Origin of the sequence: uncultured Sphingomonas sp., assembly GCF_964250165.1 — a bacterium.
GTDB lineage: Bacteria > Pseudomonadota > Alphaproteobacteria > Sphingomonadales > Sphingomonadaceae > Sphingomonas.
This window is the reverse complement of sequence record NZ_CAXUEK010000046.1, coordinates 1-22,253: the sequence shown is the minus strand read 5'-3', so window position 1 is coordinate 22,253 and position 22,253 is coordinate 1. Positions and strand designations below refer to the sequence as shown.

The following is a 22,253-nucleotide window of genomic DNA, read 5'->3' as shown; positions in this document are numbered from 1 at the left end:
GGGCCGGCGAGCAGGGCCTGGAGATGAAGACCGGCGTCGAATGCGAGTTCTTCCTCATCACCCCCGACGGCAAGGCGATCGGCGACGCCGCCGACACGCAGGACAAGCCGTGCTACGACCAGCTCGCGTTGATGCGCCGCTATGACGTCATCACCGAGATCTGCGACGCGATGCTCGATCTCGGCTGGGAACCATATCAGAACGACCATGAGGACGCGAACGGCCAGTTCGAGATGAACTGGACCTACGACAACGCGCTCGTCACCGCCGATCGCCACGCCTTCTTCAAGTACATGGCGAAATCGGTCGCCGAGAAGCACGGCCTGCGCGCGACGTTCATGCCCAAGCCGTTCGCCGCGCTGACCGGCAACGGCTGTCACGCGCACATCTCGCTGTGGAAGGACGGCGCGAACGTCTTCGCGGACGACGCCGGCGAGCTGGGCCTGTCGGCGCTCGGCTATCACTTCATCGGCGGACTGATGCATTCGGCGCCCGCGCTGGCGGCGCTGCTCAATCCCACCGTCAATTCATACAAGCGGCTGAACGCGCCGCGCACCATCTCCGGCGCGACCTGGTCGCCCAACACGATCAGCTATACCGGCAACAATCGCACCCACATGATCCGCGTGCCCGACGATCCCCGGCTCGAGCTGCGGCTGGCCGACGGCGCGGTGAACCCGTATCTGCTCCAGGCGGGCGCGCTCGCGGCGGGGCTCGACGGGATGGCCAACCAGCGCGATCCCGGCCAGCGGCTCGACATCAACATGTACACGCAGGGGCACCTCGCGCCGGACGTCGGCCGGCTGCCGCTCAACCTGCTCGACGCGCTACGCGCGCTGGACGCCTCGGACGTGCTGAAGGATGCAATGCCCGGCTTCGTGCCATCCTATCTCAAGCTCAAGATGCAGGAGTGGAACAGCTTCACCAGCCATCTCAGTGAGTGGGAACGGGCGGCCACGCTTGATTGCTGAGCCGCGGAGACTCGAGGTGATCGTTCGGGCCCACCGGCCTATCGGTGCCGACCGCGGCGCGGAGGCAGGCGAGCGCCGCCGCGTCGTCACCGGCGCGTTCGAACCGACCGAACGCGATCAGCGCCCGTTCGTGCGCGACGAGCAGCGCCAGCGACTCCTCGTCGCCCGGGCGCGCCGCGGCATGCAGCGCCTCGAAGCGCGCCACATAGACCTCGAGCCGCGGACCGAACTGCTCGATCAGTTCGGCCCAGTCGCCGACGGCCAGGGCGCGCTCGCGGGCAGCGACGGCGAGGCTGGCCCGATCCGCCGGGGTGGCGCCCAGCCGGTCCACGATCGGCGCGAGCGCCGCACCGACCCGCACCTCCAGCCGGCGCAGCAGCTCAAGCTTGGCCCGGCGCGTGTCGTCCAGGGTCAGACGGCCGATCAGCGTCGCCGATGTGATCTCGCCGCCGATTTCGCCCTCATAGGCGGCGAGGATCTCGGCGCGGTACGTCTCGTCATCCATCATGCGCTCCCGGCAGCGTGATTAACGACAACACAGGAGAAACACCATGTTCAAGCAACTCGGCGGCCCCCTCGTCAGCAGTACCGGAGCGGTCATGCCGCTGTCCTCGGCGGTCGAAGTGAACGGCATCCTCTACCTCTCGGGAGCACTGCCGCTGGTCGCCGGCAAGCTCGCCGGCGACGATATCGAAACGCAGACCAAGGCCGTGTTCGACAATATCGAGGCTTTGCTGGCCAAGGAAGGCCTGACCCTCGGCCATGTCTTCAAGATCACGACCTGGCTGACCCGCAAGGAAGACTTCGCCGGCTATAACGGCGTCTATGCGGACCGGCTGCGCGACCCCTTTCCGGCGCGCTCGACGGTGATCTGCGATCTGGCGATGCCCGGGGCGCTGATCGAGGTCGAGGCCACCGCCGCCCGGTGACAGCGGATCCGCATCCCGGCATTCCCGATAGAAAGAAAGCATCATGAAGACCCGCGCTGCCGTCGCGTTCGAGGCCAAGCGGCCGCTGGAGATCGTCGAGCTGGACCTGGAGGGGCCGCGCGCGGGCGAGGTGCTGGTGGAGATCATGGCGACCGGCATCTGCCACACCGATGCATATACGCTGGACGGGCTGGACAGCGAGGGGCTGTTCCCGTCCGTGCTCGGCCACGAGGGCGCAGGCGTGGTGCGCGAGGTCGGCGCGGGCGTCACGTCGGTGAAGCCCGGCGACCACGTCATCCCGCTCTACACGCCCGAGTGCCGGCAATGTAAATCGTGCCTGTCGGGCAAGACCAACCTGTGCACCGCGATCCGCGCGACGCAGGGCAAGGGGCTGATGCCGGACGGCACGACGCGGTTCAGCCACAAGGGGCAGCCGATCTTCCACTATATGGGCTGCTCGACCTTCGCGAACTTCACCGTGCTGCCCGAGATCGCGGTCGCGAAGATCAGGCCTGACGCACCGTTCAGGACGAGCTGCTATATCGGCTGCGGGGTCACCACCGGGGTCGGCGCGGTGGTCAATACCGCGAAGGTGCAGGTCGGCGACACTGTCGTCGTGTTCGGGCTGGGCGGCATCGGCCTCAACGTCATCCAGGGCGCGCGGCTGGCGGGGGCGGGGCGGATCGTCGGCATCGACATCAATCCGGACCGCGAGGCGTGGGGGCGGCAGTTCGGCATGACCGACTTCATCAACAGCCGCGGCCAGCGCCGGGAGGAGACGGTCGCGGCGGTGGCGGCGCTGACCGACGGCGGCGCGGACTACAGCTTCGACGCGACCGGCAACACCGAGGTGATGCGCACCGCGCTGGAATGCTGCCACCGCGGCTGGGGCACCAGCATCATCATCGGCGTGGCGGAAGCCGGCAAGGAGATCGCGACCCGCCCGTTCCAGCTCGTGACGGGGCGCAACTGGCGCGGCACCGCGTTCGGCGGCGCCAAGGGCCGCACCGACGTGCCCAGGATCGTCGACTGGTACATGGAGGGCAAGATCGCGATCGACCCGATGATCACCCACGTCCTCACGCTCGACGAGATCAACCGGGGCTTCGACCTGATGCACGCAGGCGAAAGCATCCGCTCGGTCGTGGTATACTGATGGAAACCGTCTCCGCGACGAAGGCGCATGGCGGCGTGCAGGGCGTGTATCGGCATGCCTCGACCGCCACCGGCACCACCATGACCTTCTCGGTCTATGTGCCGCCCCATGCCGACGGCGCGCGGCTGCCGGTGGTCTGGTATCTGTCGGGCCTCACCTGCACCCACGCCAACGTCACCGACAAGGGCGAGTATCGGCGTGCGTGCGCGGAACTGGGCCTGATCCTCGTCGCGCCCGACACGTCTCCCCGCGGCGAAGGCGTCGCCGACGATCCGGCCTATGACATGGGTCAGGGCGCCGGCTTCTACGTCGACGCGACGCAGCCGCCCTGGGCGCCGCACTTCGCGATGTGGAGCTATGTCACCGAGGAGCTGCCGGCGCTGGTCGCCGAACACTTCCCCGTCGACCCCGCCCGGCAGGGGATCACCGGTCACTCGATGGGCGGGCATGGGGCGCTGACGATCGGGCTGACTTATCCCGATCGCTACCACAGCGTCTCCGCTTTCGCGCCGATCGTCGCGCCGAGCCAGGTGCCCTGGGGCCAGAAGGCGCTCGGGGGCTATCTGGGCGACGACCGGTCGCTGTGGCGCAAGCACGATGCGGTGGCCTTGATCGAGGACGGCGCGCGGGCCGCGGCCCTGCTGGTCGATCAGGGCGAGGCGGACGACTTCCTGACCGGGCAGCTCCAGCCCGAACGGTTGCAGCGCGCGTGCGACGGATCGGCGATCCCGCTCACCTTGCGGATGCGGCCGGGCTACGACCATAGCTACCTCTTCATCTCCACCTTCATGGCCGATCACCTGCGCTGGCACGCCGAACGGCTCCGGCGCTGATGATGGCTTCGTCGCTTTCGGGCTATCGAGATCGCGGGCGAGGCGGGCGGGTAGCGGTGGCCGTCGCACCGGAGGACCGGGATGGTTGAACAGCGGTATGACGTGCTGATCGTCGGCGCCGGCCACGGCGGAGCGCAGCTGGCGTCCGCGCTGCGGCAGAACCGGTTTGAGGGAACGATCGGACTTGTCGGTGACGAACCCGACCCGCCCTATGAGCGGCCGCCCCTGTCGAAGGAATATCTCGCCGGCGAGAAGCCGTTCGAGCGCATTCTGATCCGGCCCGAGCGTTTCTGGGATCGGCGAGTCCATGTCGGCCATGTGCTTCGCTTCAGTGTCGGAGCGCGGGCGTCCTCTTGCGACGACGCCCCTCCCCGCCGCCGGTCTCAACCGGATCGTTCGGCGGGTCGTGACCGCAGCCACCTCTCAGCCGCTTCGGTGCGGCCCTCCGGGATAGGTGTGACGCTAAGCCCCAGCGAGCGCATCCAGCGCCGGGATTGGGCTCGGCACTAATTGCACCACCTGCTGGCGCCATTAAGTCCCGAGCCTAGCACGGGCTGTCCCGCCATATTTGCTCCTGGAGCGCGTCCAGTATGCGGTAGCAGGGAAGCACCTGCGCAACCGAACTGTTCGGCTCACGGCCTTCGCGGATCGCCGTCACGAATTCGCGATCCTGCAACTCGATGCCGTCGGTGGACACCGCCACCCGCGACACATCGAGCCGCTCGTCGTTGCCGGTGAACAGATCGTCATAACGGACCAGATATGTGCCGCGGTCACAAATGTAGCGAAAGCAGGTGCCGAGCGGCCCATCATTGTTGAAGCTGAGGGACAGGGTGCAGATCGCGCCGCTTGCCGCCTTCAGCTGGATCGACAGATCCATGACGATGCCCAGCTCGGGATGGATCGGCCCTGCCAGCGCATTGGCCCTGACGATCGGCCCCGCCTGGTAGGCGAACAGATCAACGGAGTGCGCGGCATGGTGCCACAGCAGATGGTCGGTCCACGAGCGTGCCTCGCCCCTGGCATTGATGTTTTCGCGGCGGAAGAAATAGGTCTGGACGTCCATCTGCTGGAGATTCAGCTCGCCCGCCTCGATCGTGCCGTGCAGCAGCTGATGCGGCGGATTGAACCGGCGCGTGTGGCCGACCATGCAGACGAGACCCGTCGCCTGCTGCCGTGCCAGCACGGCCTCGGCATCGACCAGGCTGTCTGCGAGCGGAATCTCCACCTGCACATGCTTGCCGGCATCCATGCACCGGATTGCCTGTTCCGCGTGCATCTGGGTCGGCGTGCAGAGGATGACCGCCTCGACGTCGTCGCGCGCGAGACAATCAGCGAGATCGGTCGTCGCGTGCGCGATACCGTAGCGGTCGGCGATCGCCCGGGTCGGTTCGAGCCGTCCGCCCACCAGGCTGACAAGCTCGACGCCGGCGATCCGTCGCAGTCCGTCGAGGTGCTTTTCCCCGAAGGCGCCGGCACCGGCCAGGGCAATTTTCATCTGGCAGGATACCGCCCGGGCTTCCTGCCGGTCACAGACCACGCGCCGCGAGCCTGGCGTCGAGCCGCGGGAAGACACGCCGCGCGTTCCCCTCGAAGATCGCGTGGCGTTGCGCGGCGCTGATCGGCAGCGCATCGACATAGCGCTTGGTGTCGTCGAAATACTGGCCGGTCTGCGGGTCGATCCCGCGCACCGCGCCGACCATCTCACTGCCGAACAGGATGTTCTTGGTCTCGATCACCTCGGCCAGCAGGTTCACGCCCGCTTGATGATAGACGCACGTATCGAAGAACACGTTGTTCATCACATGCCCGTCGAGGCCCGGCTGGTTGAGCATGTCGGCGAGGCCGCGATACCGCCCCCAATGATAGGGCACCGCCCCGCCCCCGTGCGGGATGATGAAGCGCAGCGTCGGAAACTCCGCGAACAGGTTGCCTTGGATCAACTGCATGAAGGCGATCGTGTCGGCGGCGATGTAATAGGCGCCCGTCGCGTGCAGGCCTGGATTGCAGCTGCCCGAAACGTGGATCATCGCGGGCACGTCCAACTCGACCATCTTTTCGTAGAAGGGATACCAGAAACGGTCGGTCAGCGGCGGCGCGGTGAAATGGCCCCCGCCGGGATCGGGATTGAGGTTGCAGCCGATGAAGCCGCGCTCGGTGACGCAGCGTTCGAGTTCCGCGATCGACCCGGCCATGTCCGCCTTGGGATTCTGCGGCAGCATGCAGACGCCCACGAACGTGTCTGGGTAGAGATCGACGACGCGCGCGATCAGGTCGTTGGAGGTGCGCGCCCAGGCGAGCGCCACGTCTTCGTCGCCGATATGCGGACCCATCGTCGAGGCCCGCGGCGAGAAGATGGTCATGTCGGCGCCGCGCTCCTTCAGCAGCCTGAGCTGGTTCGCCTCGATCGTATCGCGGATCTGATCGTCGGAGATGGCCGGGTAAGGCGGCGGCGGCTCGCCCGCCTTGAACGCGGCCTGCTGGGCGTCGCGCCAGCCATCGTGCTGGGGCGGCGCCGTCGTGTAATGGCCGTGGCAATCGATGATCAGCGTCATGCGCGCGTCTCCGACATTCCGCATTCGGTCGGCCCGGCGGCGGCTTGCGCGCCGATCGGCGTTCCCGCGGCGCCGCTCGTCGTGGCCACGGACAGCGCCGCCAGCTTGGCCGCCAGCCCCTCCGGCGGCGCGATACCGAGCAGGCCGATGGCGCGCTGCCGCCGGACGGTCGCGCGCGTCATCGACGATCCCGTGCCGAGCGCGTCGAGCGTCTTGACCGCCTCTTCCATTTCCGCGGCGCGACGAACGCCGTGCACCATCATGCGGTCGAGGTTGTAATCGGCCTGGGCTCCCCAATCGGTGCCGGGCCAGCTCGCGTTGAGCGCGGCGATCGCCTCATCGGTGATGCCAGCGGCTTCGGCCGCCAGCATCCATTCGGCGGTGAGCGCCTCCAGCCCCTTGACCATGACGGAGCGGATCATCTTCCTGGCGGACGCCCCGCCGACGCCGCCGGGCACGGTGCGGATGGTGCCAAAGCCGAGGGCCGACAACGCCGCCGCGCCGGCGGCCGCGTGCGGGCCGCTGACGAGCAGCGGCACGTCGCGGCGTTGCGGCCGCACCGGGGCGAGGACGGCGACGTCGACATAGCGGCCGCCGGCGGCGTCGATCGCGACGGCAGCAGCGCGCTTGGTATCGGGCGCGACACTGTTCATGTCGAGCCATAGGGTGTCCGCGCGGAGATGCGGCGCGGCGGCGGTGGCGGCGATCAACGCCTGATCGGCGGTGACGAGCGAGAGCACCGCCGCGGCGTCATGCACGGCCTGGGCCGCCGTCTCGCAGGCAAGCACATCGTGCCGCGCGAAATCGTCCAGCTTGGCGGCGCGCGTCGCGGCGTGGTCGGTCTTGCGATCGTAACCGCGGGCGATGCCGCCGCGCGCAAAGGCCATGGCGGCCTCGCCGAAGCCGATATGGGCGGTTCGTCTCTCCACCGGGTCGGGTTAGGCGTACGGCGCTGCGTACCGCCAATCGGATTGGCGGGGACACTATTCGTTTTCCTGAACTCCTGTATCGTGTGCAGCGCTTTCCAGCAGCGCGACAAGCGCGCGCTGTGCGGCGGTCGGCCGCCAATCCCGGCGGGTGGTGATGCCGATGGTCCGCATGCCGTGGGCCAGCGGCCGGCCGATCGCCGCCAGCATGCCGGTCTCGATCTCCAGCGCCACCTGATCGGGCGACAGCAGCGTGAGCAGGTCGCTGTCCTTCAGAATGCCACGGATGACCATCACCGACCCGCACTCGATCGGGGTGGCCGGCAGGGTGCCACCGGCAAACATCGCGTCCCATCGCGATCGCAGCGGCGTCCCCGGCGCGGCGACGATCCAGCCATAGGCCGCCAACGCCGCCCGCGACGGGTCGGGTTCGGCCGCGAGCGGATGCCCCGCCCGTCCGACGGTCACGAGTCGGTCGACGAACAGGGCGCGCTGCTCGAGCCCCGGCGGCGTCTCGTCGCGCAAGGCGCCGATCATCAGATCGATGACGCCATCGCGCAACGGCTCGACCAGTTCGCGCCACGATCCCTCGACCACGTCGATCGCGGTGCCGGGCACCTGGCGCACGAAGCGCGCGATCGCCTGGGGCAGCACCAGGGCGCGCGACAGCGGCATCGCCCCGATGGCGATATGTCCGCCCGCTTGCTCCTCGTCCCCCACCTCGACGATCCCGGCCGCGATCTCGCTCGCTGCCAGCCGAATGCCACGCGCGACCCGACGGCCGGCGACGGTCATCACGACGCCGCGCCCGCGTCGTTCCAGCAGCGGCGTCGCGCAGATCTGCTCCAGGTCGCGCACCGCGCGGTGAATGGCGGGCTGCGACAGCCCGCCGGCGACGGCCGCCAGGGCGAAGCTGCCCGAATCCGCGAGGCGCCGAAATCCCGCCAGTTGCGTGGCGGTCATCAGATGCTCGGGCCGGGTGAAGCCGCGACTGCCGCGCGCCGCGCCGCGCGTTGCCGCCGACAGATGCTCGAACGCGGCCGCGGCGCGCGCCGCCATGCGCGCGCCGCGGGCCGTGGCGGTGACGCCGTCCGACCGGCGCTCGAACAGCAGCGCGCCCAATTGGCGCTCGAGCTTGGACAGCCCCTGGGTCAGCGCGGGTTGCGACAGGCCCGCCGAACGGGCGGCAGCGCTGAGGCTGCCTTGCGCGACAACCGCGGAAAGCGCCCGCAAATGCCGCAGATTGAGGTCGAACGGGGCGGGGCTCATCCCTCACCTATAGCAAAAACTTATTCCCCTTGCGCACTACCGATGGGGCGTTGCGGCGGCCGGGGCGCAAGCACGGCCCAAGGGGAGAAAGATGCAATGGCCGGACGGGTCGTACGGAACATCGAACGGGCCGAGGCGAGCGTCATCGACGGGCTCGCGGCCTGCGGCGTCGCGACGGTGCACGAGGCGCAGGGCCGGATCGGCCTTCTCGCCAGCCATATGCGGCCGATCTATCCCGGCGCGCGCGTCGCCGGTTCCGCCGTCACCATCTCCGCCCCGCCGGGTGACAACTGGATGATCCATGTCGCGATCGAGCAGGTGCAGGCCGGCGACATTCTGGTCCTTGCGCCGACCTCTCCGTGCGAGGACGGCTATTTCGGCGATCTGCTCGCAACCTCGGCGCAGGCGCGCGGCTGTCGCGGGCTGGTGATCGACGCCGGCGTCCGCGATGTCCGCGACCTCACGCGCATGGGCTTTCCGGTGTGGTCGAAGGCGGTGTTCGCGCAAGGCACCGTGAAAGCGACGCTCGGCGCGGTGAACGTGCCGATCATCTGCGCGCACGCGGCGATCGCGCCGGGCGATGTGATCGTCGCCGACGATGACGGGGTCTGCGTCGTCAGGCGCGCCGATGCGGCGGCGGTACTCGCGGCCGCCCGGGCGCGCGAGGCGAACGAGGAAGCCAAGCGCCGGCGGCTCGCGGCCGGCGAACTCGGGCTGGACATCTACGACATGCGCGGCAGGCTCGCGGCGCTGGGGCTTACCTATGAGTGACGCCGTCCGCTGCATGTGGATGCGCGGGGGCACGTCGAAAGGCGCATTCTTCGTCGCCGACGACCTCCCTGCCGATCCCGCCGCGCGCGACGCGTTCCTGCTGCGCGTCATGGGCTCGCCGGATCCGCGCCAGATCGACGGGATGGGCGGCGCCGATCCGCTGACCTCCAAAGTGGCGGTGGTGTCGACATCGGCGCGCGACGGCGTCGACGTCGACTATCTGTTCCTGCAGGTGTTCGTCGATCAGGCGCTCGTCAGCGACGGCCAGAATTGCGGCAACATGCTCGCCGGCGTCGCGCCGTTCGCCATCGAGCGTGGGCTGGTTGCGGCGGGAGACGGGGAGACGCGCGTCGCGATCTTCATGGTCAACACCGGGCAGGTCGCCGTCGCTGCCGTGCAGACGCGGGGCGGCGTCCCGATATATGAGGGCGAGGCGCGGATCGATGGCGTGCCGGGCACGGCGGCGCCGATACCGCTCGCCTTCCGCGATACCGCCGGCTCCTCCTGCGGCGCGCTGCTGCCCAGCGGGAACGCGGTCGACACGATCGAGGGCGTCGCCTGCACGCTGATCGACAACGGTATGCCCTGCGTCGTGTTCAAGGCGACCGACGTCGGTGCGACCGGCTACGAGGATCGCGACACGCTGGATGCCGACACGGCGCTGAAAGGCCGGATCGAGGCGATCCGGCTGCGGGCGGGGCCGCTGATGAACCTCGGCGACGTGACCGCCCAATCGGTGCCCAAGATGATGCTGGTCGCCCCGCCCGCCCATGGCGGCGCGATCACCGTCCGCAGTTTCATCCCGCACCGCGCCCATGCGACGATCGGCGTGCTCGGCGCCGTCAGCGTCGCCACCGCGTGTCTCGTGCCGGGTTCGCCCGCCGCCCTCGTCGCCGCCGTTCCGGAAGGGACACGCAAGACCCTGTCGGTCGAACATCCGACCGGCGCGATGGCGTGCGTCCTGGAGCTGGATGCGGACGGCCGGGTCGAAACGGCGGCGCTGCTGCGCACCGCGCGCAAGCTGATGGACGGGAACGTCTTCGCCTGAGGCCACGCGACGCGGCTACCCGGCGTCGCCCTGTGTATTGCCGGCCGCGTCGACCGCGAACGCGGTGGCGGGGGTCTGCGAGGGCGGGGTGGCCGCAGTGCGCAGCATCGCCACGCCGGCGCGGCTCGCCTCGCTCAGCCCGGCGCCGCCCGCGTCCAGATGCGCGACGATCTGCGCGCGCATCCGGGGATCCCAGAAATGCCAGAGATGGTCCCACGTCGCCATGGCCGCGTTGGCGCCCTGCTGGTGCTCCAGTTCGGCGGCGATCTGGTTGGCCATGCGGATGAGCTTGTCGAGCGTGCCGCTCATTCGGCGGCCGTTGCGACGTCGGGCATGGCGATCCGGCGCGATCGCTCCGCCTGCGCCGCATAGCGTTCCTGCCAGTCGGTCGGCCCGTTCGAGCGCGCGACCTGCACCGCCGTCACCTTGTATTCCGGGCAGTTGGTCGCCCAGTCGCTGTTGTCGGTGGTGACCACATTGGCCTGGGTCGTGGGGTGGTGGAAGGTGGTGTAGACGACCCCCGCCGCGACGCGATCGGTGAGCAGCGCGCGCAGCGATGTGTCGCCGGCGCGACTGGCGACCGTCACCCAGTCGCCGTCGAGGATGCCGCGCTGCTCGGCGTCGTGCGGGTGGATCTCCAGCCGGTCCTCCTGGTGCCAGGCGGTGTTCGCGGTCCGCCTGGTCTGCGCGCCGACATTATAGTGGCTGAGGATGCGCCCGGTCGTCAGCAGCAGCGGGAAGCGCGGGCCGGCACGCTCCTCGGTCGCGACATATTCGGTGCGCACGAACTTGCCGCGGCCGCGCACGAAGCCGTCGAGGTGCATGATCGGCGTGCCTTCCGGGGCAGCGGCGTTGCACGGCCACTGGATCGATCCGAGCGCGTCCAGCCGGTCGTAGGAGACGCCGGCGAAGGTCGGCGTGACGCCCGCGATCTCGTCCATGATTTCGGACGGGTGGGCATAGGCCATGTCATAGCCCATCGCCTGCGCCAGCCCCTGCGTCACCTCCCAGTCCTCCAGCCCGTTGAGCGGCTGCATCACCTTGCGGACGCGCTGGATGCGGCGCTCGGCATTGGTGAAGGTGCCGTTCTTCTCCAGGAAGGTCGAGCCGGGCAGGAAGACATGGGCGTAATTGGCCGTCTCGTTGAGGAAAAGATCCTGCACGACGACGCATTCCATCGCCGCCAGCCCCGCCGCGACGTGGCGAGTATCGGGATCCGACTGGAGGATGTCCTCGCCCTGGATGTAGAGGCCCTTGAACTCGCCGTCGACGGCGGCGTCGAGCATGTTGGGGATGCGCAGGCCGGGTTCGTGATCCAGCTCGACGCCCCACAGCTCCCTGAACATGTCGCGCGCCGCATCGTCGGAAACGTGGCGATAGCCCGACAGCTCGTGCGGGAAGCTGCCCATGTCGCAGGCGCCCTGGACGTTGTTCTGCCCGCGCAGGGGGTTCACGCCGACGCCGTCGCGGCCGAGATTGCCCGTGACCATCGCCAGGTTGGCGATGGCGAGCACGGTGGTCGACCCCTGGCTATGCTCGGTGACGCCCAGCCCGTAATAGATCGCCCCGTTGCCGCCGGTGGCGTAAAGCCGCGCGGCGTTGCGCACCGCTGCCGCGGGCACCGTCGTCATCGCTTCCGTCGCCTCCGGGCTGTGGCGCGGATCGGCGACGAAGCCGGCCCAGTCCTCGAACTCGGACCAGTCGCAGCGCTCCCGGATGAACGCCTCGTCGAACAATCCCTCGGTAACGATGACATGCGCCATCGATGTCAGCACCGCGACGTTGGTGCCGGGGCGCAACGCGAGATGCTCGGCGGCCTCGACATGCGGACTGCGGACGATGTCGGTGCGGCGTGGATCGATGACGATCAGCTGCGCGCCTTCCCGCAGCCGCCGCTTCATCCGGCTGGCGAACACCGGATGGCCATCGGTCGGGTTGGCGCCGATGACGACGATCACGTCGCTGGCCATCACGCTGTCGAAGTCCTGGGTGCCGGCCGAGGTGCCGAAGGCGGTCTTGAGGCCGTAGCCGGTCGGCGAATGGCAGACGCGCGCGCAGGTATCGACATTGTTGTTGCCGAAGCCGGCGCGGATCAGCTTCTGGACGAGGAAGGTCTCCTCGTTGGTGCAGCGCGAGGAGGTGATACCGCCGACCGCGCGTTTGCCGTACTTGGCCTGGATGCGACGGAACTCGGCGGCGGTATGCGCGAACGCCTCGTCCCAGGACACTTCGCGCCACGGCTCCGCGATCGAGGCGCGGATCATCGGATGGAGGACGCGCTCCTGGTGGTTGGCATAGCCCCAGGCGAAGCGGCCCTTGACGCAGCTGTGCCCGCGATTGGCCTTGCCTTCCTTCCACGGCACCATGCGCACCAGCTCGTCGCCGCGCAGCTCGGCGCGGAAGGTGCAGCCCACGCCGCAATAGGCGCAGGTGGTGACGACCGCGCGATCGGGGGTGCCGACCTCGATCACCTTGTTTTCCTGCAACGCCGAGGTCGGGCAGGCCTGGACGCAGGCGCCGCACGACACGCATTCTGAGGACAGGAAATCCTCCCTCTGACTCGCGCTGACCGCCGAGGCGAAACCGCGATCGTCGATCGTCAGCGCGAACGTCCCCTGCACCTCGTCGCACGCACGCACGCAGCGCGAGCAGACGATGCACTTGGTCGGATCGAAGGTGAAATACGGGTTGCTCTCGTCCTTGCACCCGTCGAGGTGGTTGTCGCCTTCATAGCCGTAACGCACGTCGCGCAGGCCGACCGCGCCGGCCTGCTCCTGCAATTCGCAATCCCCGTTGGCGGGGCAGGTCAGGCAGTCGAGCGGATGATCGGAGATGTAGAGCTCCATCACGCCCCGGCGAAGCTGCTTGAGCTTCTCGGTCTGGGTGTGGACGACCATGCCGGGCACGACCGGCGTGGTGCACGATGCGGGATAGCCGCCGCGCCCCTCCACCTCGACCAGACACAGTCGGCACGATCCGAACGCCTCCAGCGTGTCGGTCGCGCACAGCTTCGGGATGGCGGTGCCGGCGAGCGCGGCGGCGCGCATCACGGAGGTGCCTTCGGGCACCGTGACGCGCTGCCCGTCGACGGTCATCGTCACCGTGGCCTGGCCAAGGGCGGGCGCCGGCTTGGTGCCCAGGTCGAGTTCGCCGATCCATGCCATGTCGTCTACTCCGCCGCCTGCGCCACGGGCGGGATACCGAAGTCCTCGGGGAAATGCTCGAGCGCGCTCAGCACGGGATAGGGCGTGAACCCGCCCAGCGCGCAGAGCGAGCCGTATTTCATCGTCTCGCACAGATCGCGCAACAGCGCGATCTCCTGCGCCGCGCTGCGCCCGATCGGGCTGGCATTGCGGATCTGGGGCAGCGCCTCGACCGCGTCGCCGCGCCGCCCGCCCGCCACGATGCGGTCGATAGTCTCGATCCCGCGCGTCGAGCCGATCCGGCACGGCGTGCACTTGCCGCAGCTTTCGATCGCGCAGAACTCCATCGCGAACCGGGCCATGTGCGCCATGTCGACCCGATCGTCGAAGACGGTGATGCCGGCATGGCCGATCAACCCCCCGGCAGCGGCGAACGCCTCGTAATCGAACGGCAGGTGGAACATCGACGGCGGAAAATAGGCGCCGAGCGGGCCGCCGACCTGCACCGCGCGCACGGGCCGTCCGCTCTCGGTCCCACCGCCGACGCCGTTCACCAGCTCGCCCAGCGTGATGCCGAAGCCGACCTCGAACAGCCCGCCGTTGCGCACGTTCCCGGCGATCTGCACCGGCATCGTCCCGCGTGACCGGCCGAAGCCGACCTCGGCATAGCGCGCCGGCCCCTCGGCTAGGATGAACGGCACGGCGGCGAGGCTCAGCACATTGTTGATGACGGTCGGCTTGCCGAACAGCCCGACATGCGCGGGCAGCGGCGGCTTGGCGCGGACCTGCCCGCGCTTGCCCTCGATCGACTCGAGCAGGGCGGTTTCCTCGCCGCAGACATAGGCGCCCGCGCCGACGCGCACCTCCAGCACGAAGGGGGCCACGATCGCCGCGGTGCGCGCGATCGCGGCCTGCATCACGCGAATCGCGAACGGATATTCCGAGCGGATATAGACATAGCCGTAGCCCGCGCCCGTCGCGTGGCCGGCGATCGCCATGCCCTCGATCAGGCAGCAGGGGTCGCCCTCCATCAGCATGCGGTCGGCGAAGGTGCCGCTGTCGCCCTCGTCGGCGTTGCAGACGACGAACTTCTCGTCGGCGACCGCATCGTGCACGGTCTGCCACTTGATCCCGGTCGGGAAGCCCGCGCCGCCGCGCCCGCGCAGGCCCGACGCCTTGACCGCGTCGACCACAGCCTGCGGCGCCATTGCGCGCGCCGCCGTCAGCCCGGCCCAGCCGCCATGCGCGGCATAGTCGTCCGGATCGAGCGGATCGATCACGCCCACCCGCGCGAAGGTGAAGCGTTGCTGCGCCGCGAAGAACGGCAGGGCGGTGACGTCGCCCAGCCGTTCCGGATGGGTGCCGTCGAGCACTGCCGCGATTTCCTCGGGCGCGACCGGGCCGTAGCCGATGCGTCCCTCGGGTGTCTCGATCTCGACCAGTGGCTCAATCCGGAACAGGCCGCGGCTGCCGGTCCGCACCACCTGGACACCGGCGCGCACCAGCGCCGCCGCCACCGCATCGGCGCCGAGCGCGACCGACGCCATGTCACCCGAGACGAACGCGCGCGTCACGCGCCGATCTCGGCGGCGATCCGCGCCACGACCGCCGCGTCGATCCGCGCCACGGGCCGGCCGTCGACCAGCGCGGCGGGTCCGATCGCGCACAGCCCGATGCAATAGGTCGGTTCCAGCGTGACCTGCCCGTCGGCGCGGGTCGCCCCCATCGCGACGCCGAGCCGTGCGACCGCCGCCGCTTCGATCGCGGCGCTGCCGCGCGCCTGACAGGCCTCCGCGCGGCACAGCTTGACGACGTGCGCGCCCGCCGGCGCACGGCGAAAGTCGTGATAGAAGGTGACGACGCCGTGCACGTCGGCGCGGCTCAGGTTGAGCGCGGCCGCGATGTGCGGGACCGTCGCATCGGCGACATGGCCGAGCTCGGCCTGAACGGCGTGGAGCAGGGGCAGCAGCGTGCCCCGCTGCCCCTGAAACGGGCGCGCGATCGCATCGATCTGCCGGGCCATCGCCGGATCCCGGTCGGCCGCCGTCTCGACGGCGGGACGCTGTACCTTGCGCATCTCGCGACTAACATCGTCGCGATGATCGACGTCAAATAGACTCTGATGATGATCGATACGCATCGGCTATGACGGCGCGCCGAACTCGGGCGGCAGCGCCAGTTCCTCGGCCGCCGACAAGGCCGCCTGCGCCAGCGGCGGCAATGGCGGCCGGTCCGGCACGACCAGGCCGATCCGCGCGGACGGCGGCGCGCCCCCGTCGATCGGCCGCACCCGCGCCCATTCGGGCAGGAGGGTCGCGTAGCTGGCGGGCATGATCGTCGCGAACCGGCCGGATCGGACCAGCGCGACGAGGGTGACATGGGAATCCGCGGTCGCGCGCGGCGTCGCCGTCAGGCCGGAGCGGGCCAGCGCCTCATCGAGGATACGCCGGTTCTGCATGTCGGGATGGAGCAGGCACAGCGGCGCCGCCACGGCCTCCCGCCAGGTGATCGCGCCCCGCCCGATGGGCGTCGCGGCGGCGGCGGCGGCGAAGACGAAGCGGTCGCCATACAGCGCGACGCGGAGGGCGTCGGCGATCGGTTCATGATCGAGGTAGGTCAGGCCGGCATCGAGCTCGCACGCCGCCAGGCCGTGTGCGATCTGCCGGGAGGTCAGGGAACGGATCGTCAGCTCCACCTGCGGGTGGGCGGCCTGCAGCGCGTCGGTCAGATAGCCGGTGACGGGTATCGCCGCGGGGATCGCGCCGAGCCGCAACGTGCCGTGCAGGTCGCGGTGGCGCGGCGGGGCGGCCTCCCTGAAGCTCCGCGCCGCGGCGATCGCCTGCTGCGCCCAGGGGAGGGCGGCATGGCCCTCGGCGGTCAGGCCGATATAGCGGCGGTCGCGCTCGACCAGCCGGCGGCCCAATTGCCGTTCAAGCGTGGCGATGCCCATCGACAGCGTCGGTTGCGAGACGTTGCAGGCGATGGCCGCGCGCGCGAAATGCTGTTCGCGCGCCAGCGCCACGAAATACTCCATCAGGCGAAGCTGCATGGCGCTGCTTCACCGATCCCGCGCCGACATCGGCACGCCATGCGCTCACGGCCGCGGCCGGATCGGGTCACTTCGAGGCCTCCGGCGTGGCGAGCGGCGGCGCCGTGATCGCTTCCAGCCGGCTCAGGACGAAGATGACCAGCGCCGCCACGAGCGCTGCCGATCCGACGATGGCGATGACGACGGGAATGCCGACGCCGCGCGAGATCAGCACGCCGCCGATCAGCGGGCCGATCACGGCGCCACCGCGCGCCACGCCGATCGCCAGGCCGGTGCCGGTCACCCGCAGTTCGGCCGGATAGGCGCGCGCGAGCAGGGCATAGAGGCCGATGATGCCGCCGTTGACGCCGACGCCGACGAGGAACGCCGTCGCCTGGATGGCGGGCAGCCCGGTCACGATGCCGAACATCGCCATGGATCCCGCCGTGCCGATCATCGCCAGGACGAGCAGCCGGACCAAGCCCAGCCGGTGCGCCGCGACGCCGAGCGCGAGACCGCCCGCGAGGCCGCCCAGGCTCAGCATGCTCGACGTGCGGATCGCGTCCGCCGTCGAATAGCCGAGGTCGCTGACCAGCTTGGGCAACCACCCGGAAAAGAAGTAGAAGGTCATGAGGTGCAGGAACGTCGCCGCGACCAGCAGCAGCGTGCGACGGCGAAAACGCGCGCCGAGCAGGTCGGTCAGTTTGCCGCCGGCGACCGGCGCCGCGCCCTGCGGCGCCTCGCGAGCCGCCGGCGGTCGCCCCATCCGCGACAGGATCGTGGTCATGCGCCGACGCGCCCCGGCCGTGCCCTGCCGGGCGAGATAGTCGAGCGACTCGGGCATCCAGACCATAACCAGCACCAGGCAGGCGGCCGTGACACCGCCGCCGATCACGAACACCGATCGCCAGCCCTGGACCATCACGACATCGGCGACCGCCAAGCCGCCGATCAGGCCGCCCAGCGGATAGCCGATGGCCATGACCGCTACCGACAGGTCGCGGCGCCGCTCGTTCGAGAACTCGGCCGCGACCGCGTTGATCGCCGCCAGCATGCCGCCGATGCCGATGCCGGTGACGACCCGCCAGGCGCACAGGCTTGTCAGACCGGCCGCGGTGGCGGTCAGGAACATGCCCGCCGTCATCAGGGCCAGGCAAGTCATGACCAGCGGGCGGCGGCCGAGCCGATCGCCCATCGGCGCGAGGAGCAGCGACCCCAGCGTCATCCCGACGGGGCCGGCCGACAGGGCGACGCCGAGCTGCGTCGCATCGATCCCCCAGTCGCGCGCGATCCCGGGCGCCGCGAAGGTCATCGCCAGGAAGTCGAAGCCGTCGACGGCATTGAGCGTCATGGCGAGGCCGATCGCCAGGATCTGCAGCCGGCTCATCGGACCGTCGGCGAGCATCCCCCTGGCCCCGCGGGTCGCGGGTGCGCCGAACGCCATCAGCGTGCTGCCGCCATGATGTGACGGTCGCCGTTTGCCATGCAACGCCGGTCCGCCTGGTCCGCGTCGAGCACGACCGAAACGGACGCGGTGCCGGCCGGCAAGGCCCGCGGCTTGTCGATCGTGACGCCCACGCGCCTGACGATGCCGATGGTCAGACATTGCAGCGCCAGCCGCCGCGCGAAGATCTCGATCAGCCCGATGCGTTGCTCGGCCAGCGCCGCGGCCGCCTGGACGATCCACCGGTAATCGATGGTCGCCGCGATCGCGTCCGCCGCGACAGGATCGATCGTCACCGTGACCGACACCAGCAACGGCTGACGGCGACCCATCTCCTCCGCATTGATGCCGATATCCGCCATCAGCGGCAGATCGCGGACGGCGACCTGCGTAAAGCCGACCGGGTCAGCCATCGACGGTGGCCCAGGCGGCCTGCGCGGTGTTGGCCAGCAGGCAGGCGATCGTCATCGGGCCGACGCCGCCCGGCACTGGCGTGGCCGCGCGGGCATGGCCGATCTCGTCGAAGGCCACGTCGCCGACCAGCCGCTGCCGCCCCTCCGCGTCCGTCACGCGGGTGATGCCGACGTCGATCACCACCGCGCCCGGCTTGATCCAATCGCCGCGCACCAGCCGCGGGCTGCCGGCGGCGGCGACGACGATGTCGGCGGCGCGCACGATCGCGGCCAGGCCACGCGTCGCGAGATGGGTGACGGTCACCGTGCACTCGCGTTCCAGCAGCAGCATCGCGACGGGCTTGCCGACGATGTTCGACTTGCCGATCACGACGGCGGCGAGCCCGCGATAGTCCTCGATCACCGTGTCGAGCAGCTTCAGGCAGCCCAGCGGCGTGCACGGCACCAGCCCGCCGGTGCCGGTCGACAGGCGGCCGACATTGACCGGGTGGAAGCCGTCGACATCCTTGGCCGGGTCGATCGCGTCGAGCACGGGCCCTGCATCGATCTGCGGCGGCAGGGGGAGCTGGACGAGGATGCCGTGCACCGCCGGATCGGCATTTAGATCGGCGATCAGCGCGAGTAGGCTCGCCTCGCCCGTCGCCGCATCGAGGCGGTGCTCGATCGAGCGCATCCCGGCGCGGGTGGTCTCGGCGACCTTGCGCGCGACATAGACTTCGCTCGCCGGGTCCGCGCCGACCAGCACCACCGCGAGCCCGGGCACCAGGCCGTGCGTGGCGCGCAAGGCCGCGACCGAGGCGCGCGTCTCCTCCGACATGCGCCGCGCCAGCGCGCGCCCGTCGATGACCGCCGCCACCGGGCCGTCAGTGCCGGAAAACGACGGTGCGCGATCCGTTGAGCAGGACGCGGTCTTCCAGATGATAGGTCACTGCCGCCGCCAGCACGCGCCGCTCGATGTCGCGGCCCTTGCGGACCAGATCGTCGGGCGTGTCGGCATGGCTGATCGCCTCGACGTCCTGCGCGATAATCGGCCCCTCGTCGAGGTCGGCGGTGACGTAATGCGCGGTCGCGCCGATCATCTTCACACCGCGCCGGTGCGCCTGGTGATAGGGTTTCGCGCCCTTGAAGCCGGGCAGGAAGCTGTGGTGGATGTTGATGCACCGTCCCGACAGATAGCCGGCGAGATCGTCCGACAGGATCTGCATATAGCGCGCGAGCACGATCAGCTCGGCGCCGGTCTGCTCGACGATCGCCTTGATGCGCGCTTCCTGCTGCAGCTTTGTCTCGGCCGTGACGGGCAGGTGATGATAGGGGATGTCGCCGATCATCGTCGTCTGCAGCGCGGCCATCGGATGATTGGAGACGATGCCGACGACGTCCATCGCCAGCTCGCCGATCCGCCGGCGATACAGCAGGTCACCGAGGCAATGATCGAATTTCGAGACCAGCAGCAGGACGCGCTGGCGCTCGCTCGAGGCGCGCATCGTCCAGATCATGCCGTGCGCCGCGGCGACCTCGGCGAAGTCGCGCCGGACACCGTCCAGCGCGGTGATGGGGTCGGTGAGCGCGAAGACGACGCGCATGAAGAAGCGTTGCGTCTCCTGGTCGTCGAACTGTTGCGCGTCGAGGATGTTGCCGCCCCGGGCCGCCAGGAAACCCGCCACCGTGGCGACCAGGCCGGGCTTGTCCTCGCAGGACAGGGTGAGGGTATAGGTCTCGGTCACGCCGGGGTTCCTCCGTTGCAGCGGCGGGCGGCCACGGTCATGCGTGGCGCGCGTCGTAGGCGGCGATCCAGTCGACGGTGCGCTCGAGTCCGCCGAAGGGATAGAAGTGCAGCCGCACCGCGCCATGTTCGGGGCCGAGGCCGCGCTCCAGCGCGCCGACGAGCTTGTCGGGGCCGGCGGCGCCGAGCAGCCGCGAGAGCGACACGCCATATTTCGCCATCACGCTGGCCGACGCGCCGACGCCGCAATGCGCCGCATAGCGCAGCAGCGTCTTGATCCCGGCCGGGCCGGGCACCCCGATCCGAACCGGGCAATCGATCCCGCGCGACCTTAGCGCCGCCAGCCATGTCAGGAACGGCGCGGCGTCGAAGCCGAACTGGGTGACGATGAGCGACGCCATGCCGCGCGCGGCGATCTCGGCGCGCTTATCGGCCAGCGCCTGCCACAGGCCGGGCTCGTCCATGGCGGGGTGCCCGTCGGGGTGACCGGCGATGCCGACCGCCTTGATGCCATGGTCTTCGAGCAGCCCCGTGCGCAGCACCGACAAGGTGTCGGCGAACGGCCCGGCCGGGACCGGCGGGTCACCGGCGACGATGAACATGCGCTCGACCCCGGCCTCGGCGGTGAGGCGCTCGACCATCGCGGCCAACTCGCCGCGCGACGCGAGGCGGCGGGCGGAGAGATGCGGCATCGGCTCGAAGCCCAGGTCGCGGATGCGGACCGCGGCGGCGACGCGCGCATCCATCGTTTCGCCGGGCAGGAACGTGACGGCGATCGGCGTGTCCGGCGCGACGCGGGGCGCCACGAGCGTCAGCGCGTCGATGTCGCGCGCGGTCATCTCCAGCGAATAGCCGTCGACCATTGTCGCAGGCGCGCGGCTCCAGGCCGGGTGGAGCGTGGGAATGGCAGGGCTCATTCGATCTCCGTGCTCGCCCGCAATCATTATCCGCATGACCGCTCTAGCGGCAGCATTAGATTTCGTATAGACGAAAACTTCGGAAACGCGAATATCTGGAATCGCGCATGCAATCGGTCGCCGCCGCACCGTTGGTCTGCCTGCCCGGGCTGCTTTGCGACGCGCGGGTGTTCGCGGCGCAGTGTGAGGCGTTCCCCGGCACGATTGCGGTCGACGGGTTCGGTGAGCGCCGCAGCCTGACCGTGATGGCCGTCCATGCGTTGGCGGCGGCGCCGCCGCGGCTGGCCCTGCTCGGCCACTCGATGGGTGCCCGCGTCGCGCTCGAGATGTGGCGGCTGGCGCCCGAGCGGATCGACCGGCTGGCGCTGGTCAGCACCGGCATCCATCCGCCCCGGGCCGGCGAGGCGGAGAAGCGCCATGCGCTGCGCGATTTGGGGCTGCGCGAGGGCGCGGCGGCGCTGGTCGACGCGTGGCTGCCGCCGATGGTCGCGCCCGCCAACCGCGTCCCCGCGCTGGTCGAGCCGCTGCGCCGCATGTGCATCGATGCGGGCACGGCCGTGTTCGCCGCGCAGATCGAGGCGCTGCTCGCGCGCCCGGCGGTCGACGACCTGCTGCCGGCGATCACCTGCCCCGTGCTGGTCGCGGTGGGGAGCGAGGACGTCTGGAGCCCGCCCGACCAGCATCGCGCCATCGCCGCGGCGATCCCGGGCGCCCGTCTCACCGTCGTCGCCGGGGCCGGACACATGCTGCCGGCCGAAGCGCCCGACGAGCTCAACGCGGCGATCGCCGACTGGCTCGCCCGGCCCACCAAACGCCATGATCAATCCATTGGAGAAGCCTGATGACCGACACCAACCTGCAGACGCGGCTCGACGACAGCGGCGATATCGTCGAGCTGCTGCGCAACCAGCAGACCGGCGCGAACGCCTATCCCGGCGTGCCGGCCGAATATTCCAACTGGCGCGATGAGCAGCGTTCCTGGGCGCAGACCTGCGTGCTGTTCAACCAGTCCTATCACATGGTCGATCTGGCGGTCGAAGGCCCGGATGCGTTCGCGATGCTCAACCATCTCGGCATCAACAGCTTCAAGGGCTTCGTGCCCGATCGCGCCAAGCAGTTCGTGCCGG

At 69.8% G+C, this 22,253-nt stretch carries 22 protein-coding genes and 2 pseudogenes; 9 read left to right on the top strand and 15 right to left on the bottom strand.

Annotation, left to right across the window (positions count from 1 at the left end):
* A partial coding sequence (gene glnT / locus ACFE64_RS10420) for a type III glutamate--ammonia ligase (protein WP_375392394.1) occupies positions 1-971 on the top strand: 971 nt, incomplete at its 5' end.
* On the opposite strand, the gene ACFE64_RS10415 is transcribed toward glnT, so the two are convergent.
* On the bottom strand, positions 934-1,476 hold the full coding sequence (locus tag ACFE64_RS10415) for a hypothetical protein (RefSeq protein WP_375392393.1): 543 nt from the start codon (positions 1,474-1,476) through the stop codon (positions 934-936). The genes glnT and ACFE64_RS10415 overlap by 38 nt on opposite strands.
* A gap of 46 nt (positions 1,477-1,522) precedes the next feature.
* On the opposite strand from ACFE64_RS10415, the gene ACFE64_RS10410 reads away from it, so the two are divergent.
* The 4 genes and pseudogenes from ACFE64_RS10410 to ACFE64_RS10395 all read left to right on the top strand — a co-directional run.
* Entirely contained in the window at positions 1,523-1,900 is a 378-nt protein-coding gene (locus tag ACFE64_RS10410) for a RidA family protein (protein WP_375392392.1), read from the top strand.
* Between the two features lie 43 nt (positions 1,901-1,943).
* A complete protein-coding gene (locus ACFE64_RS10405) occupies positions 1,944-3,056 on the top strand; it encodes an S-(hydroxymethyl)glutathione dehydrogenase/class III alcohol dehydrogenase (RefSeq protein ID WP_375392391.1) in 1,113 nt (370 codons plus the stop codon).
* The gene (fghA, locus tag ACFE64_RS10400; RefSeq protein WP_375392390.1) at positions 3,056-3,889 is read left to right on the top strand and encodes an S-formylglutathione hydrolase; all 834 of its coding nucleotides are present in this window, start codon (positions 3,056-3,058) and stop codon (positions 3,887-3,889) included. Before ACFE64_RS10405 ends, fghA begins: the two co-directional genes overlap by 1 nt.
* A gap of 81 nt (positions 3,890-3,970) precedes the next feature.
* Positions 3,971-4,192: pseudogene (locus ACFE64_RS10395) on the top strand (FAD-dependent oxidoreductase); the annotation flags it as partial.
* A 241-nt stretch (positions 4,193-4,433) separates the two neighbouring features.
* On the opposite strand, the gene ACFE64_RS10390 reads toward ACFE64_RS10395, so the two are convergent.
* Genes ACFE64_RS10390 through ACFE64_RS10375 form a run of 4 tightly spaced genes read right to left on the bottom strand, consistent with a single transcriptional unit; the run spans position 4,434 to position 8,639 of the window.
* Complete coding sequence (locus ACFE64_RS10390) at positions 4,434-5,387, bottom strand: Gfo/Idh/MocA family oxidoreductase (RefSeq protein WP_375392389.1); 954 nt, start codon at positions 5,385-5,387, stop codon at positions 4,434-4,436.
* Positions 5,388-5,418: 31 nt separating this feature from the next.
* Positions 5,419-6,444 (bottom strand): amidohydrolase family protein, encoded by a 1,026-nt coding sequence (locus ACFE64_RS10385; RefSeq protein ID WP_375392388.1) that lies wholly within the window; start codon positions 6,442-6,444, stop codon positions 5,419-5,421.
* Positions 6,441-7,373, bottom strand: a complete 933-nt coding sequence (locus tag ACFE64_RS10380; protein ID WP_375392387.1) for a DUF1932 domain-containing protein — start codon at positions 7,371-7,373, stop codon at positions 6,441-6,443. Before ACFE64_RS10380 ends, ACFE64_RS10385 begins: the two co-directional genes overlap by 4 nt.
* A gap of 54 nt (positions 7,374-7,427) precedes the next feature.
* Complete coding sequence (locus ACFE64_RS10375; RefSeq protein WP_375392386.1) at positions 7,428-8,639, bottom strand: LysR substrate-binding domain-containing protein; 1,212 nt, start codon at positions 8,637-8,639, stop codon at positions 7,428-7,430.
* Positions 8,640-8,735: 96 nt separating this feature from the next.
* Here ACFE64_RS10375 and ligK point away from each other — a divergent pair, with 96 nt between their 5' ends.
* Together ligK and ACFE64_RS10365 are read left to right on the top strand one after the other, a co-directional pair.
* On the top strand, positions 8,736-9,410 hold the full coding sequence (ligK, locus tag ACFE64_RS10370; RefSeq protein WP_375392385.1) for a 4-carboxy-4-hydroxy-2-oxoadipate aldolase/oxaloacetate decarboxylase: 675 nt from the start codon (positions 8,736-8,738) through the stop codon (positions 9,408-9,410).
* Complete coding sequence (locus tag ACFE64_RS10365; RefSeq protein ID WP_375392384.1) at positions 9,403-10,458, top strand: 4-oxalomesaconate tautomerase; 1,056 nt, start codon at positions 9,403-9,405, stop codon at positions 10,456-10,458. The genes ligK and ACFE64_RS10365 overlap by 8 nt, the downstream gene beginning before the upstream one ends.
* A 15-nt stretch (positions 10,459-10,473) precedes the next feature.
* On the opposite strand, the gene ACFE64_RS10360 is transcribed toward ACFE64_RS10365, so the two are convergent.
* From ACFE64_RS10360 to ACFE64_RS10315, 10 genes are all read right to left on the bottom strand, one after another.
* On the bottom strand, positions 10,474-10,767 hold the full coding sequence (locus ACFE64_RS10360; RefSeq protein WP_375392383.1) for a formate dehydrogenase subunit delta: 294 nt from the start codon (positions 10,765-10,767) through the stop codon (positions 10,474-10,476).
* Positions 10,764-13,622, bottom strand: coding sequence for a formate dehydrogenase subunit alpha (gene fdhF, locus ACFE64_RS10355; RefSeq protein WP_375392382.1), 2,859 nt, complete (start codon positions 13,620-13,622; stop codon positions 10,764-10,766). Before fdhF ends, ACFE64_RS10360 begins: the two co-directional genes overlap by 4 nt.
* A 5-nt stretch (positions 13,623-13,627) precedes the next feature.
* The gene (locus tag ACFE64_RS10350; RefSeq protein ID WP_375392381.1) at positions 13,628-15,175 is read right to left on the bottom strand and encodes an NADH-ubiquinone oxidoreductase-F iron-sulfur binding region domain-containing protein; all 1,548 of its coding nucleotides are present in this window, start codon (positions 15,173-15,175) and stop codon (positions 13,628-13,630) included.
* On the bottom strand, positions 15,172-15,624 hold the full coding sequence (locus ACFE64_RS10345) for a formate dehydrogenase subunit gamma (protein ID WP_375392395.1): 453 nt from the start codon (positions 15,622-15,624) through the stop codon (positions 15,172-15,174). The genes ACFE64_RS10350 and ACFE64_RS10345 overlap by 4 nt, the downstream gene beginning before the upstream one ends.
* 120 nt (positions 15,625-15,744) lie before the next feature.
* On the bottom strand, positions 15,745-16,650 hold the full coding sequence (locus tag ACFE64_RS10340) for a LysR family transcriptional regulator (protein WP_375392380.1): 906 nt from the start codon (positions 16,648-16,650) through the stop codon (positions 15,745-15,747).
* A 67-nt stretch (positions 16,651-16,717) separates the two neighbouring features.
* Positions 16,718-18,073, bottom strand: a complete 1,356-nt coding sequence (locus ACFE64_RS10335; RefSeq protein ID WP_375392379.1) for an MFS transporter — start codon at positions 18,071-18,073, stop codon at positions 16,718-16,720.
* The gene (locus ACFE64_RS10330; protein ID WP_375392378.1) at positions 18,073-18,486 is read right to left on the bottom strand and encodes a dihydroneopterin aldolase; all 414 of its coding nucleotides are present in this window, start codon (positions 18,484-18,486) and stop codon (positions 18,073-18,075) included. The genes ACFE64_RS10335 and ACFE64_RS10330 overlap by 1 nt, the downstream gene beginning before the upstream one ends.
* Positions 18,479-19,342, bottom strand: coding sequence for a bifunctional 5,10-methylenetetrahydrofolate dehydrogenase/5,10-methenyltetrahydrofolate cyclohydrolase (locus ACFE64_RS10325; protein ID WP_375392377.1), 864 nt, complete (start codon positions 19,340-19,342; stop codon positions 18,479-18,481). The genes ACFE64_RS10330 and ACFE64_RS10325 overlap by 8 nt, the downstream gene beginning before the upstream one ends.
* Positions 19,343-19,349: 7 nt before the next feature.
* Positions 19,350-20,210: a formyltetrahydrofolate deformylase gene (gene purU, locus ACFE64_RS10320; RefSeq protein WP_375392376.1), complete on the bottom strand. Its 861-nt coding sequence runs from the start codon at positions 20,208-20,210 to the stop codon at positions 19,350-19,352.
* Between the two features lie 37 nt (positions 20,211-20,247).
* Positions 20,248-21,126 carry a methylenetetrahydrofolate reductase gene (locus tag ACFE64_RS10315; protein ID WP_375392375.1) on the bottom strand — a complete coding sequence of 293 codons (879 nt, stop codon included), beginning with the start codon at positions 21,124-21,126 and terminating at the stop codon, positions 20,248-20,250.
* 107 nt (positions 21,127-21,233) lie between these two features.
* Between ACFE64_RS10315 and ACFE64_RS10310 the strand changes: the two genes are divergently transcribed.
* Together ACFE64_RS10310 and ACFE64_RS10305 are read left to right on the top strand one after the other, a co-directional pair.
* Positions 21,234-21,968, top strand: a complete 735-nt coding sequence (locus ACFE64_RS10310) for an alpha/beta fold hydrolase (RefSeq protein WP_375392374.1) — start codon at positions 21,234-21,236, stop codon at positions 21,966-21,968.
* A pseudogene (locus tag ACFE64_RS10305) lies at positions 21,968-22,253 on the top strand (aminomethyl transferase family protein); the annotation flags it as partial. The gene ACFE64_RS10310 and the pseudogene ACFE64_RS10305, both read left to right, overlap by 1 nt.

Bases quoted from the DNA above. Each gene is read 5' to 3' on its own strand.
- ACFE64_RS10415 (WP_375392393.1), bottom strand. From the start codon at position 1,476: ATGGATGACGAGACGTACCGCGCCGAGATCCTCGCCGCCTATGAGGGC.
- ACFE64_RS10410 (WP_375392392.1), top strand. From the start codon at position 1,523: ATGTTCAAGCAACTCGGCGGCCCCCTCGTCAGCAGTACCGGAGCGGTC.
- ACFE64_RS10405 (WP_375392391.1), top strand. From the start codon at position 1,944: ATGAAGACCCGCGCTGCCGTCGCGTTCGAGGCCAAGCGGCCGCTGGAG.
- fghA (WP_375392390.1), top strand. From the start codon at position 3,056: ATGGAAACCGTCTCCGCGACGAAGGCGCATGGCGGCGTGCAGGGCGTG.
- ACFE64_RS10390 (WP_375392389.1), bottom strand. From the start codon at position 5,387: ATGAAAATTGCCCTGGCCGGTGCCGGCGCCTTCGGGGAAAAGCACCTC.
- ACFE64_RS10385 (WP_375392388.1), bottom strand. From the start codon at position 6,444: ATGACGCTGATCATCGATTGCCACGGCCATTACACGACGGCGCCGCCC.
- ACFE64_RS10375 (WP_375392386.1), bottom strand. From the start codon at position 8,639: ATGAGCCCCGCCCCGTTCGACCTCAATCTGCGGCATTTGCGGGCGCTT.
- ligK (WP_375392385.1), top strand. From the start codon at position 8,736: ATGGCCGGACGGGTCGTACGGAACATCGAACGGGCCGAGGCGAGCGTC.
- ACFE64_RS10365 (WP_375392384.1), top strand. From the start codon at position 9,403: ATGAGTGACGCCGTCCGCTGCATGTGGATGCGCGGGGGCACGTCGAAA.
- ACFE64_RS10360 (WP_375392383.1), bottom strand. From the start codon at position 10,767: ATGAGCGGCACGCTCGACAAGCTCATCCGCATGGCCAACCAGATCGCC.
- fdhF (WP_375392382.1), bottom strand. From the start codon at position 13,622: ATGGCATGGATCGGCGAACTCGACCTGGGCACCAAGCCGGCGCCCGCC.
- ACFE64_RS10345 (WP_375392395.1), bottom strand. From the start codon at position 15,624: ATGGCCCGGCAGATCGATGCGATCGCGCGCCCGTTTCAGGGGCAGCGG.
- ACFE64_RS10340 (WP_375392380.1), bottom strand. From the start codon at position 16,650: ATGCAGCTTCGCCTGATGGAGTATTTCGTGGCGCTGGCGCGCGAACAG.
- ACFE64_RS10335 (WP_375392379.1), bottom strand. From the start codon at position 18,073: ATGGCGTTCGGCGCACCCGCGACCCGCGGGGCCAGGGGGATGCTCGCC.
- ACFE64_RS10330 (WP_375392378.1), bottom strand. From the start codon at position 18,486: ATGGCTGACCCGGTCGGCTTTACGCAGGTCGCCGTCCGCGATCTGCCG.
- ACFE64_RS10315 (WP_375392375.1), bottom strand. From the start codon at position 21,126: ATGAGCCCTGCCATTCCCACGCTCCACCCGGCCTGGAGCCGCGCGCCT.
- ACFE64_RS10310 (WP_375392374.1), top strand. From the start codon at position 21,234: ATGCAATCGGTCGCCGCCGCACCGTTGGTCTGCCTGCCCGGGCTGCTT.